Annotated in this window: 9 protein-coding genes and 1 other annotated feature; of the genes, 6 read left to right on the top strand and 3 right to left on the bottom strand. The window is 40.1% G+C overall.

What is annotated here, in order from left to right; genetic code table 11:
* Positions 1 to 38 precede the first annotated feature (38 nt).
* Positions 39 to 244, top strand: a binding site (T-box leader).
* A 61-nt stretch (positions 245 to 305) separates the two neighbouring features.
* From leuS to ACYSNO_RS04920, 3 genes are all read left to right on the top strand, one after another.
* Entirely contained in the window at positions 306 to 2,720 is a 2,415-nt protein-coding gene (gene leuS / locus ACYSNO_RS04930; RefSeq protein ID WP_461729968.1) for a leucine--tRNA ligase, read from the top strand.
* A 798-nt stretch (positions 2,721 to 3,518) separates the two neighbouring features.
* Positions 3,519 to 5,054, top strand: coding sequence for an AbgT family transporter (locus ACYSNO_RS04925; protein WP_461729967.1), 1,536 nt, complete (start codon positions 3,519 to 3,521; stop codon positions 5,052 to 5,054).
* A 49-nt stretch (positions 5,055 to 5,103) separates the two neighbouring features.
* Positions 5,104 to 6,201 (top strand): AI-2E family transporter, encoded by a 1,098-nt coding sequence (locus ACYSNO_RS04920; protein ID WP_461729966.1) that lies wholly within the window; start codon positions 5,104 to 5,106, stop codon positions 6,199 to 6,201.
* A 27-nt stretch (positions 6,202 to 6,228) separates the two neighbouring features.
* Here ACYSNO_RS04920 and ACYSNO_RS04915 read toward each other — a convergent pair whose 3' ends face one another.
* Entirely contained in the window at positions 6,229 to 7,536 is a 1,308-nt protein-coding gene (locus ACYSNO_RS04915) for a metal-dependent hydrolase family protein (protein ID WP_461729965.1), read from the bottom strand.
* 257 nt (positions 7,537 to 7,793) lie between these two features.
* Between ACYSNO_RS04915 and ACYSNO_RS04910 the strand changes: the two genes are divergently transcribed.
* From ACYSNO_RS04910 to ACYSNO_RS04900, 3 genes are all read left to right on the top strand, one after another.
* Positions 7,794 to 8,024 carry a hypothetical protein gene (locus ACYSNO_RS04910; RefSeq protein WP_461729964.1) on the top strand — a complete coding sequence of 77 codons (231 nt, stop codon included), beginning with the start codon at positions 7,794 to 7,796 and terminating at the stop codon, positions 8,022 to 8,024.
* Positions 8,025 to 8,038: 14 nt separating this feature from the next.
* Positions 8,039 to 8,992, top strand: coding sequence for an SPFH domain-containing protein (locus tag ACYSNO_RS04905; RefSeq protein ID WP_461729963.1), 954 nt, complete (start codon positions 8,039 to 8,041; stop codon positions 8,990 to 8,992).
* Positions 8,993 to 9,057: 65 nt separating this feature from the next.
* Positions 9,058 to 9,243: a hypothetical protein gene (locus tag ACYSNO_RS04900; protein WP_461729962.1), complete on the top strand. Its 186-nt coding sequence runs from the start codon at positions 9,058 to 9,060 to the stop codon at positions 9,241 to 9,243.
* A gap of 91 nt (positions 9,244 to 9,334) precedes the next feature.
* Here ACYSNO_RS04900 and asnB read toward each other — a convergent pair whose 3' ends face one another.
* On the bottom strand, positions 9,335 to 11,233 hold the full coding sequence (gene asnB / locus ACYSNO_RS04895) for an asparagine synthase (glutamine-hydrolyzing) (protein WP_461729961.1): 1,899 nt from the start codon (positions 11,231 to 11,233) through the stop codon (positions 9,335 to 9,337).
* 747 nt (positions 11,234 to 11,980) lie between these two features.
* On the bottom strand, positions 11,981 to 13,468 hold the full coding sequence (murE, locus tag ACYSNO_RS04890) for a UDP-N-acetylmuramyl-tripeptide synthetase (RefSeq protein ID WP_461729959.1): 1,488 nt from the start codon (positions 13,466 to 13,468) through the stop codon (positions 11,981 to 11,983).
* Positions 13,469 to 13,534: the final 66 nt, after the last annotated feature.

The raw sequence follows: 13,534 nt of genomic DNA, 5'->3' as shown, positions 1-13,534 counted from the left end.
AGTGAGAAAAATTTGCTAGTATACACGTAAGTCAAATAATCAACATGTTTGAAAAGGAATAGTAAAAAGCCCTTCTTTCTTAGAGAGTACACGTGTGGTGCAAGTGTACAAAGAATCTTTTGAACTCACCTTGTAGTGTAATCTTTTGAAGACAGTAGGAAGATTCGGTGACGACCGTTAACACGTTGAGGCTAACTTTTTTGTTAGTAAATTTAGGTGGTACCACGTCAAATACGTCCTATAAGAAACGACTTTGTTTCTTATAGGATTTTTTTTATGAAAAAATAGCAGAGGAGCGTTTTATCGTGAATTACAATCACAAAGCAATTGAGAAAAAATGGCAAAAGTATTGGGCGAAAAATAATAGCTTTAATACGACAGACGAATCGAATAAACCAAAATTTTATGCACTCGACATGTTCCCTTACCCTTCAGGACAAGGCTTACATGTCGGACATCCAGAAGGCTATACAGCAACAGATATTTTGTCGCGCATGAAACGAAGCCAAGGGTATAATGTGTTACATCCAATGGGGTGGGATGCATTTGGACTACCAGCAGAGCAGTATGCCTTAGATACCGGTAATGATCCGGCAGAATTCACTGAAAAAAACATTGAGACTTTCCGTCGTCAAATTAACTCCTTAGGTTTTAGTTATGACTGGAATCGTGAAATTAATACGACGGATCCAGAATATTATAAATGGACGCAATGGATTTTTACGAAACTTTATGAAAAAGGCTTGGCTTATGAAGCCGAAGTTGCTGTGAACTGGGTGCCTGAGCTAGGAACCGTGATTGCCAACGAGGAAGTCATCGACGGTAAAAGTGAACGTGGTGGCTATGATGTCATTCGCAAACCGATGCGTCAATGGATGTTGAAAATTACAGCATATGCTGATCGTCTATTAGATGATTTAGAAGACTTAGATTGGCCAGAAAGTATTAAAGAGATGCAGCGCAACTGGATTGGTCGTTCTTATGGTGCGAATGTGACATTTAAAGTTGCTGGAAGAAAAGAATCGTTTACTGTCTTTACAACACGACCAGATACATTGTTTGGAGCGACATACTGCGTTTTAGCGCCAGAACTTGAATTGGTACAAAAGATTACCAGTCCTGAACAAAAAGCAGCAGTGGAGGCTTACATTGATGCAGCTAGTAAAAAGTCCGATTTAACAAGAACCGATTTAGTGAAAGAAAAAACCGGCGTCTTTACCGGAGCTTACGCGATCAACCCAGTCAATGGAAAAGAAGTACCAATTTGGATTGCAGATTATGTACTTGCGACCTATGGAACTGGTGCAATTATGGCCGTTCCAGCACACGATGACCGCGATTATGATTTTGCAAAAACTTTTGGAATTGAAATCTTACCGGTTCTAGCAGGCGGCGACATTGAAAAGGCGCCTTTCCTTGAAGATGGTCCCCATATCAATTCAGATTTCTTAAACGGTTTAGATAAGGAAACGGCGATTGAAACGATGTTAACTTGGTTAGAAGAAAACGGCGTAGGGAAAAAAGAAGTCAGCTACCGCCTAAGAGATTGGCTGTTTTCACGTCAACGTTATTGGGGAGAGCCAATCCCAGTGATTCACTGGGAAGATGGGACAATGACAACTTTACCACTTGAAGAGTTGCCTTTGCGTTTACCAGTAACAGATGACATTCATCCAAGTGGCACGGGGGAATCTCCGCTTGCCAACATCTCTGACTGGGTGAACGTTGTCGATCCAAAAACAGGCATGAAAGGACGTCGTGAAACCAATACAATGCCGCAATGGGCGGGAAGTTCTTGGTATTTCTTACGCTTTATCGATCCGCATAACAAACACGAAATCGCCAACTATGAAAAATTAGAGTGTTGGTTACCTGTTGATATTTATATCGGTGGTGCAGAGCATGCCGTCCTTCACTTATTGTACGCTCGCTTCTGGCATAAATTCTTATTTGACCTTGGCGTTGTTCCGACTTCCGAACCGTTCCAAAAGTTGTATAACCAAGGGATGATTTTAGGGGAAAACAACGAGAAAATGTCGAAATCTCGTGGAAATGTCGTGAATCCAGATGACGTGGTGGAAAAATACGGGGCAGATACTTTGCGTCTTTACGAAATGTTCATGGGACCATTAGATGCAGCCATTGCTTGGAATGAAAACGGCTTGGAAGGTAGCCGGAAGTTCTTGGACCGTGTGTGGCGTTTACTTGTTGACGAAGAAGGAAAAATGCGGGATCGGATCACGACTTTTAATGATGGAAAATTAACGAAGGTCTATCATCAAACCGTGAAAAAAGTGACAGAAGATATGACACATCTCCGTTTCAATACGGCGATTTCACAATTGATGGTTTTTGTAAATGAAGCCTACAAAGTCGACGCCTTACCGATTGAATACATCAAAGGTTTTGTTCAACTTCTAACTCCGATTACACCACATATTGGAGAAGAGTTATGGTCAATTTTAGGAAATGAAGCGAGCTTGACTTATGAACCATGGCCAACTTACGATGAAGCAGCATTAGTCGAGGATGAAATTGAGATTGTCATTCAAGTCAATGGCAAAGTTCGGACGAAAATACAAGTTCCCGCAGCTGCTACGCGCGAAGAATTGGAAGCCCTGGCTCAAGCAGAACCAAGTATCCAAGAGTATTTGGCAGATAAAACCATTCGTAAAGTGATTGCCGTACCGAAGAAACTTGTCAATATTGTCGCAAATTAATGAATGCATAAAAAAGTGTCGAGGCGAAGGTTTCAGGTCCTTAATCAAGAAGGAGCGATAAATGAAATTTTAAGATGGAAGTGTGACAAAAGTCGTTTGGCGCTGAGAAGCGAGAGAGAAATTCGAACAATTGGCTTTTTCGATTGCTCGAATTTCGTGAAGGTTTGGAAAGCGTCGACTCTTGTTTCCCCTGTATCCGTCTCTCACTCGTAAAATAAAGGAGGTGTGACATCTGTCGCAGCTCCTTTATTTGTGTTCCGAAGATTGGCATTTTCCTCTAATAACACGCTGAAAAATCATAAGGGAGATGCTTGAACCGGTCTTTTTTTCTTTTGTTTTTTTCGATTGCGATCCAATGCTGAGAACGAGTTTAAGGGAGGAAGTTTGCGTTTAAAAAGAGGATGTTGTAGCTTTTACGAGTCTTTTGTTGGATTTTGACACTTGAAAACCAAAGGCTCTTGCGTACTTCCTTTTTTATGGTTGTGCGTCGCTGCTAGTATGGCAAATGGTGTGAAATGCCATTGAGCAAAACAGCGTAGAAAAACGGGCGCTTTTTCACAATGAAAGAGTTATCTTTTGACCAATTTCATCGGTTAAGGGATAATTATTTTAAGAAAGCACGCTCATTCGTTATCAATTTTGATGCAATCGAAATCGTCAAAGGAAGTAGAAAGGAGAAAAGACAGCGCTTTCGTTTTTTACTTGTGTTGTAAGGGAGGAGATCCAACATAAAAAAGTTGCATGGTTAAGAAACAATGGAAACAAAAGTGAAAACCAGATTACGAGGAGGAGACAAGTATGCAAGAAGAGATAAAACAATCACGGACGGATCGCTTTTTAAATGGTGTCGAACGGTTAGGAAACAAAGTACCTCACCCAGCAATTATTTTTTTATTATTAATGGTTTTTGTTGTGATTCTATCGGCTATTTTTGCCGCCTTAGACACATCCGCTGAGTTTGAAGTGATTAATATTGAAACGCATTTACCTGAATGGACGACCCTGCATGTTGAAAGTCTGTTGAGTGCAGAGGGAATCCGCTTTATGTTCACTTCAATCGTGAATAACTTGATGAGTTTTCAAGCTTTAGGGGTAACGCTTGTTGCGATGATTGGTGTTGGTTTTGCTGAGGAAATTGGTTTGATCGGTGCTTTAATCCATAAACTAGTAAAAGTTGTTCCGCAACAAACCTTAACAGCTATCTTAGTTTTACTAGGCGTCTTATCATCGATTGCTTCTGACGCAGGGTATCTGGTGTTGATTCCTTTAGGTGCTGCTGTTTTTTATAAAGTCGGGCGCCATCCATTGGCAGGATTAGCTGCGGCCTTTTCCGGCGTTGCTGCAGGTTTTGGTGTCAATATTGTCATTACGCCAATTGATGGTATGCTCACAGAAATATTGAACGATGCGATTCATATTGTGAATCCAACTTATCAAGTCGATTTAATGGCAAACTTCTTCTTCTCTGTACTTTCAACCATCTTAATTGTCATTGTTGCAACCATCGTCAATGAAAAAATTGTCGAACAACGCTTGGGTGTCTACGAAGGAAATAACGAAGTTTTTGCAGAAGACACCGATGAAGCCTTAGAAAGTCGGGGTCTGCGAGCGGCCTTGTACGGTTTCTTGGGCGTCGTTTTATTGATAGCATTGTTAACGATTCCTCAAGGTGGTCCGCTTAGACATCCAGAAACAGGAGACATTATCGGTGCAACGCCCTTTATGGACGGTTTAATTGCCATGGTCATGTTGTTATCTTTAATTCCAGCGATACTATATGGTCGGAGTGTAGGGAAAATTAAGTCAAGTATGGATATCATTCATCCGATTGTAAAAGTTTTTAGTGGATTAAGTGGGATGATTTTCTTACTTTTAATTATTAGTCAATTTATAGCCTATTTTAATTTTACGAATCTTGGCACCATTTTGGCAGTGAATGCAGCCGAATGGATTGAGAGTATCGAAATGAGTGGCCTCTCCCTTTTACTGTGTTTTATTTTTTTAGTGTTGTTGTTAGATTTTATTTTGGTGGGTGCTGTACCAAAATTTGCTATCTTAACTCCTATTTTCGTGCCCTTACTGTATCAGTTAGGCGTTGCGCCAGAAGCAGTATTAGCTGCTTACCGTGTCGCAGATTCGCCTGTGAACGTTATTACCCCTTTGATGCCTTATTTTGCCTTAATTGTGACGTTTGCGAGTCGCTATGATAAAAAGGTCGGAGTCGGCACTGTTGTTTCATTGATGTTGCCTCATACCATTTTGATCGCAATTGCTTGGATTTTATTATTTGTTGGCTTTTACGTTTTAGGAATTCCGTGGGGTCCGGGTCTGTAAGGAGTCGATGCTTGCCTTGAAGACATCAGGCGTAAGAAAGGGGAAGGAAATGAACGATTTAAAACATTCGAAAGCTTTCTATATTTTAGTATTGACGATTCTTGTTTTCTTTGTCTGGTCCAAACTTCGTGCCATTGCATTACTTTCTCAAATTGTTCAAATGACCTGGAACACCTTATTTATCCCAACGATTTTTGCTCTCTTTATTTATTATTTACTTAAACCATTGTATCTATTGCTACTTAAGTATTTAAAGAATCAAGGAGTCAGTTTGGCGGTAACGTTCTTCATTTTTTTTGGCGTTTTAGGTTTTATCGTTCGCGAATTGATTCCTTTACTATTTGCCCAAATCGATGCGTTAGTAACATCTGTTCCACGAATTTTGAATGAAGTCGATCAGTGGTTACTTGCAACACAATTTTTTTCAGGAGAAAACATTCAGCGATATCTCCAATTATTTAATCATTCATTGACGGATTTTATTGATCTTTTATTTGTAGGACTACAAAGCGGTACTCAGTGGTTATTTGTATTTGTATCAAGTTCCTTTTTAGTCGTTAGTATCGTACCGATCATGGTCTTTTATTTACTTAAAAATACAAAGAAACCAAAGACATTCCATTTGAAGTTACCTCCACAGTACCAAGCAATCGCACTTGATTATTTTACTCAGTTAGAAAAAACGTTGTCTGATTATATTAGTGGAAAAGCGTTGGTTTGTTTCTACGTCTTTGTCGGTGCTTGGCTGACTTTTTGGATTGCAGGTCTAAAAGGAGCGTTATTATTTGCAGTTGTCGCTGGTATCATGGACATTGTTCCCTACTTTGGCCCTTGGATTGGAGCTATCCCAGCAGTGATTACAGGAATGATTACTCAAGACGTCAATGCCTGGATTCTTGTGCTTGGAATTATTTTGGTACAAATTGGTGAGTCTTATATTGTCTCTCCTTATGTCATGAGTAAAGAACTAAAACTCCACCCGCTTTTTGTGATTATTATGATGTTGATTACGGGACAGATTTTTGGGATTTTGGGAATGATTGTGATCTTACCCATCGTTGCGGCACTCAAGGTCACCTTATTGTATGGTATGAAACTCCAAAAAATTCAAAAGGCAGCCAAAGAAAATCGACCAAAGCCTGATTGATAGGTGGCGGTCGATTTTCTTTTGGCATTAGGCAAGACGGTTTAACAATTGATCGACAGCTGGGTAACGTTTAAATGCTTTTTTGGGTACAAAACGTCCATGCTTAATCACTTGTTGAATGTCTTGAAGGGCTTCAATTTTTTCGACTGGATTGTCTTTGAAAAGAAGTAAGTCTGCTAATTGGCCGACTTTAATGCTTCCAACTAAGTGGTCAATCCCCATGAGTTTGGCATTGTTTTGTGTGGCCATCTGTAACACTTGAAGTGGCGTCATCTCTAGGTAGTGAACGAGAAAGTGCAGTTCACGCCAGAAGTCGTAATGAGTCACAAAGGAAACGGAAGCATCATTTCCGACACCCGTTAAAATCTGGTTTTCTTGTGCTTGTCTAAAGCCTTCAAGCATTCCCTCATAAATTATTTTGCCATTTTCGTAGACGGTTCGATCAATCTTTGTTAGGGATCGATCCAACAAGGCAAAGGGAGCTGCAGCTTGAAAAGTTGGGACCAATGCTGAAAATCCTCGTAGCGATTTTGGATTCTTTTGAAACAATTCAATAATTTCTGAATCCATAGGCGCGCCGTGTTCAATCGTGTCAACTCCCGCTTTTAAGGCTAAACGAATCCCTTCTTTGCTTTGCACATGAGCCGCGACCATGGTCCCGTTTTTATGTGCCTCTGAACAAATAGCTTCGACTTCTTCGGCGGTAAATTGCAAGGCTCCAGCTTCGCCAATTCGCTTGGCATCTGTTACGCCACCAGTGACGCAAATTTTAATCCAGTCCACACCTTGACGAGTATTTAAGCGCACACTCTTGCGGGCATCCCAAGGTGAATCACTTTCAATGGCTAAATAAGGCGCACCATGACCACCAGTGATGGCTAATAAAAATCCAGAGACATAGAGATTGGGACCAAGGATTTCTTTTGTTTGATAACGTTGACGTAAGGCGACATCTTGATAAAACATTTCCCCCAAGGAGCGCATTGTTGTGACACCTGTTTGAAGCTCGATTTGGGCATGCTGATGCATTTTTCGTTGCAACAATTGCTTTCCTAAAGCCGTTCCGATAAAGCGATAGAGTAAGTTTAAGGGACCTTCGCTGACTGTTAAATTCAATGGTTTTCCAGCTGAGAACAAATGCATATGGGCATTAATTAATCCTGGTAAAATAAATTGTTCCTGGCAATCAAAAACTTCGTATTCCGTTTCCTCTAAAGCATTTCCTGGTTGGATTTTTTCGATCGTTCCATTGGAGTCAATCCAAAGATTAGACGGATAGGGTTTTTCTCCGGTTAACGGTTCAATGATTCCATTAATTAGTAGCAACTTTTTCATAAGGTGTTCCTCCTCTAGCTTTTTTATGTCGAACGGTTTTTTTCTAGTAAATTAATTATTACAGTTAAGACAGGTAGAAGCAAATAGTTGTGTGCAAAACAAGTGGAAATGAACAAAAAATTCTAAGAGTCGGGGACATCAGGTTTTTTTGTTCCTTTAAGTTTCGGTTGCTTGTCATCCGATTTCTTGTTGTACTGAAAAGAGAACGTGGTAAAATAGAAATGATATCCTGTGACGAGTGAGGAGTTGAAAATCGATTGGATTATCTGGATTACAAATTTTTGGGAAAGTATTTTCGTAGCGCAGGAACTCAAGTGAGAGGCGTTATTTTTGCTTTGGGACGGTACATTGAATATGTTGTTATCGAAGGAAATCCTGAAAAAGGGAGTATGTTAGAGGTTTTTGCCATTGAAAACGGCAAGGCTTTTGTTCGAGTGAATGATTACCTCATCGAAGAAAGCGAAGATTACATCGAAATCAGAAAGTAAGAGGAGTGAAAAAAATGTTTATTGGAAAAATTGTTTTATTTTTAATTGTTCTAGCAATCATTATTTGGTTATTGACGAGTATCGCGGTTGTCGTGCAGCAAGGGGAAGTAAAAATTGTTGAAAGTTTTGGCCGTTACGTTCGGACATTGGAACCAGGTCTGCATTTTTTAATCCCCATTTTGTATACGGTACGTCAGCGAGTTTCATTAAAGCAAGTACCGCTTGAAATCCCACCGCAAAGTGCCATTACTAGAGATAACGTCATTGTACAAATTGATGAAGCGATTAAATACCATGTAACGGATGTTCGCGCCTTCGTTTATGATAACGAAGATGCGGTAACTGCCATGATTCAAGACGCTCAATCGAATTTACGGGGCATTATCGGAAAAATGGATTTAAATGAGGTTTTAAATGGAACGGAAGAAATCAACGCGGCGCTTTTTGAATCGATTAAAGACATTACAGCTGGTTATGGTCTAGCCATTGATCGAATCAATATTGGGGAAATTTTAGTGTCGGATGAAATTATCAATTCGATGAATAAATTGATTACCGCTTCACGCGATAAGGAATCGATGATTACCTTATCCGAAGGGCGGAAACACTCCTTAATTTTGGATTCAGAAGCAAAATCTTCGGAAATGCAAATTGATGCGGAAGCTCGTGCCAAACAAACAAAGATTGATGCCCAAGCACGAGCGGAGAGAATGAGAATTGATGCCAACGCCGAAGCGGAGAAAATTCGTGTGATCACAGAGGCAGAGCAATTACGAATTACGGCATTGAACCAAGCGATTAAAGCCAGCGACCTGACGCCTGAAGCTTTACAATATTTAGGGTTGGAAGCATTTAAAGAAATTGTCAATAGCAAGACCAATACGGTGATTATTCCTTCAAATATGACTGAACTAGGCAATGTTCCAGTTGTGAAGCAGTTGTGGGAGCAAACAGGTACAACAGACTAGCACCGTCAAACGAGGGAACGGTTCAAAGGGACCTGAGAAAGGGCGTGAAAGTGATGAGTCCAAAAATGAAAGCAAAAAGAGCCTTTAAAAGAGGACGGATCGTTTCTATTCTTATTTTTAGTCTCGTGAGCGTATTACTCATTGTAAAACAAAGGTACTTTGGTCTTATTTTTTCAGTAGGGATGTTACTTTATATTTTATGGCATCTACAAAGGGTAGAAAAATTATTAGATCAAGTAGAAGATTCATAGATTGGTGTTGTATTTTTGGTAAAAACAAGCAAAAAAAGCGGTCGGGCGAATTCCATGTGGAAATTCACCCGACCGCTTTTTGTCCAATCTTTTAAAGTGTTTCATAAACGATTTTCTCAGCCTTAGGGATTTCGGTCTCAATAAAGAAGACTTTGTACCAGGTTAAGAAAGAATAAATGGCCCAAATTTTTCGTTGTAAATCTGCTTTGGCAGCACGATGCGCTTCAACCAATTGTAAAATTTTCTTTTGATCAAAAAATTCTGTTACAAAAGGTTCTGCAAAGAGGGCTTTGACTTGTGAATAGCCTAAGTCTTCGCGTAACCAAGCTTTAATTGGTACAGGGAAACCGAGTTTTTCTCGGTTCGCCCAAGCTTCTGGTAAATGACGGTTTGAAGCTTGGCGGAAAACATCTTTTGTGTTGTTTTGATTAATTAAGAATTTCGTTGGAATGCTTTGCGCTAATTTCATTAATTCAATATCTAGTAAAGGCGTGCGCGATTCCAATGAATTTGCCATGGTTAATTTATCAGCTTTCAATAGAATATCTTTTGGCATCCATTGGTGGACATCCAAGTATTGCATTTTATTAACTTCCTCATTTGCGCGTTGCTCGGCTTTGGCATAGTGCGGCGCGACGATTTCAGCGATACTTGGTGCTGCTTGATACGCAGGGGTAAGATAAGCAGCTGCTTCTTTTTCAGCAAAAATTTCGGCGTGTCCAATAAAGAAATCTTGTGCAGGTGCAGAAGCGGCGTATAAGTGCATACGTCCATGGAAATTCTTCATTTTTCCTAGTTTTCGACCAATCGAATAGCGGACTCCTTTTGGCAATTTTCGAATGCCCTGAGCAACGACCCGAACCACTTTTGAATTGGTGTGTAACCCATAGGCACTATAGCCAGCAAAAAGCTCATCTGCTCCTTCACCAGATTGAACGACATTCACATATTGTGAAGCGAGGTTTGATAAGAAATATAAAGGGACACAAGATGGATTCGCATCGGGTTCATCTAAGTGATATTGAATGAGTGGAAAAGCTTTAAAGGACATTTCGCCATCAATAATGGCTGCAATATTATTTAAACCAATCGTTTCAGTCAACTTACGCGCTTCGATCGCTTCGTTATAGGTTTTATCATCAAAACCAATGGAGAAGGTATGATTGGGGCGTAAAACGGCTGCAACATAACTTGAATCGACACCGCTCGATAAGAAAGAACCAACTTCGACATCTGCATTTTTATGAAGCGCAATTGAAGCTTTCACCGTTTCGTCAATTTTATCAATCCATTCTTCTCGTGTTCGTTGTTCTTTTTTCGTATAGTCAGCATCCCAATATTCTGTGATTGTCATTTTACCCTCTCGATAGATAAAATAATGACCTTCAGTGAGTCGATGGACGCCCTTAAAGAAGGTTTCTCCATTCAGTGGTGAGTATTGGAAAGTTAAATACGGTTTAAGGGCCTCCTTATTTAATTCTTTGTGAAAGTCTGGATGGTCGAGGAAACTTTTGATTTCCGAACCAAATAGAAAAGTACCAGCCATTTCTGCATAGTAAAAAGGTTTGATTCCAAAATGATCGCGAGCGCCAAAAAGTTCTTTTTTCTCGCTATCCCAAATCGTAAAAGCAAACATGCCTCGTAATTTTTGTAAAAGTGCGACGCCCCACGCCTCGTAACCGCACAAAACGACTTCCGTATCCGTATTTGTTTTAAAGTGATAGCCTAAAGTGGTTAGTTCTTCCCGTAAAGTTTGATAATTATAAATTTCCCCGTTAAAAACAATGACCTTGCTTTGGTCTTGGTTATAAATGGGCTGTGAACCGCCTTCTAAGTCAATGACGGATAAACGACGAAACCCTAAGGCAATGTCTTCATCCACATATTTACCGGAGCTATTGGGTCCACGATGAACAATTCGGTCCATCATTTTTTCGATAACTGTTTCTTTTTGCTTTTTTGTGTTGATGAATCCAACAATCCCGCACATAATTTCACGTCCTAATTTCATAAAATTTCAAATGTTCCATGTTCCGTCACTCATTCTATCATAAAAACGAAAGACATAGAAAGCTTCAAAATCGATTCTTAATATAAAAAGAAAAAAAGACAGCGATTCTGTGAGCGTCTGTCTTGGTTGAGTGAAATGAGCCAAGGGCCTGAGACATTTGTCTCAGGCCCTTGGTGTTCTACGAACGTTTGGCAGATAAACGGGGAACAAAAGGCTGCTCTTTTAGAAACTTCATGAAATTCGAGCAATTGAAAGAACCAATTGTTCAAAAAACACTCCAATTTCTCAAAGCAAACCGCCTTTTGTCACTCCTCCTAGATTCGATCGAAGAGGCGCATATGTCCCTCTTACGATAATTCGTTGTTTTTATTTTCCATTTTTTGATTGTTTCCAAGTTAAACCTAAAAACAAAGCCCCCGTTGCAATGATGGGCATCAAAAAGACTAGAAAGCGTCCATGTGAAATGCTTGTTCGTGCATAACTTCGAGGTGCGAATGGATTGAACTGGAAGAAATCAAACGTTGTCACCCATCTCAGAGTGAAAAAAATAAGGAATAAAAGAATGACACTGAAACTGATGAAAGCCAGATGTTTTTTTTGCAAATATTTCATGGAACAAGCCCCTTTACCAATCTCTTTCGGGTCTATTATAACGAAAGAATGCTGGGAAAGGGCGAATGTTTCGAGAAAGTAAAAATTGTTACAAAAATGCAATAAACGGTCTGCTTATTGTTTTGCAATCCATTGCTGCGTATAAAAAAGATCTCCCGGATAAGGGGCATTTTCGCCCTTGATTTTCATGGAAGCTTCGGTTCCTTTTCCAGCAATAATCACAACATCTTCCGGCTTGGCTAGTGAAAGTGCCAGATAAATGGCTTGTTCTCGCGACATTTCGCGATAGACCTCGACGGCAGGCTCCGTGATGTAGGCTTGAATGGCGTCAGCAATGGCGTTTGGGTCTTCAAAGTTAGGATCATCGCTTGTTAAAACGGCGAGATCATAGGCTTCACTAATTGCCATTCCCATATCTTTGCGTCGTGAAAGGGCTTTGCCACCAGCGCTACCAGTCATCACGATTGCTTTTCCATTTGGCCGGATTTCTTTCGCAAATTTTCCCATGGAGACAAGGCTTAAATAATTATGCGCGAAATCGACAAAGGCCAGTGCACCATTTTTTAATTCGAATAAATTCATGCGACCTGGAACAAAACAATGGGCCAAACTTTCTTTTCGGTGGGCGGTCGGTACGTTGACTAAGGCAGTCGCTAACAAAGCCGCGGTGGCATTTCCATGATTAAAGTGACCGAACATTGATAATTGATACGTTCCGTTTAAGGTGAAAGGATCGTTCGTACTGGATAATTGAAAGCGACGGGGATCGTCTGTTGGTAACACTTGATAATCGGCTGCTTTTTCACCATAAGTGACATAGGGAATCTGGTGTGTCTCACAGATTTTTGCTAACACATCAAAATGATCGGAATCGTGATTGAGAATCATTTGTTGACTGTTTAAGAGCAATTCTTGCTTACATGCGAAATAATCGTCAAACGTTTCGTGTTCAATTGGACTAATGTGGTCAGGACTAATATTCAAAAAGATCCCCACCTCAAACGTTAAACCAAAGGCACGCTTGGTTTTATAGGCTTGCGAGGAAACCTCCATGACCAAATGGGTTAACCCATTTTCAACTGCTTGGGCCATCTGGCGATACAAGACCAAGGCTTCGGGTGTGGTTAAATCAGACGGCGCATAGTTTTTTCCATCAGTTGTCGTTTCTTCTGAAGAAAAAAGAGCGACTTTAGGCCCGTAGGCATCTTTTAAAATTTGATGCACAAAATAAGCGACGGTTGTTTTCCCTTTGGTACCAGTCATGGCAATCTTGATGAGTTTGTCTTGTGGATGACGGTAGAAAGCTTGAGCAATCAGTGCCATTGCTTCGCGAATATCTGTTACAAGAATCTCACAAGCATTCACTTCATAAGAAATCTCACTTAAATAGACGGACACTCCTTTTTCAATGGCATCGACAAGTAAGGCTTCTTTAAAGTGTGCCCCCTTACAAAAAAACAAAGTATCCTCTTGAATCTCTCGTGAATCATACGATAGATAAGTGAAAGCGTGGTCTTTAAAAGGAATTTCCTTGGTTGGGTCTGCTAATAGTTGGTTTTTTCTTAATAATTGCTCGATGGCATCAATCGTAATTGTGTACATGGCTTTTGCTCCTTAATTAGTAGGAATTTACATAGGTCATTATAGCATAGTCTGATACAAACAAAA

Source organism: Enterococcus sp. LJL98 (genome assembly GCF_054871745.1).
Note: the sequence above shows the minus strand (reverse complement) of the source record. Positions and strands in the feature narration are given on the sequence as shown.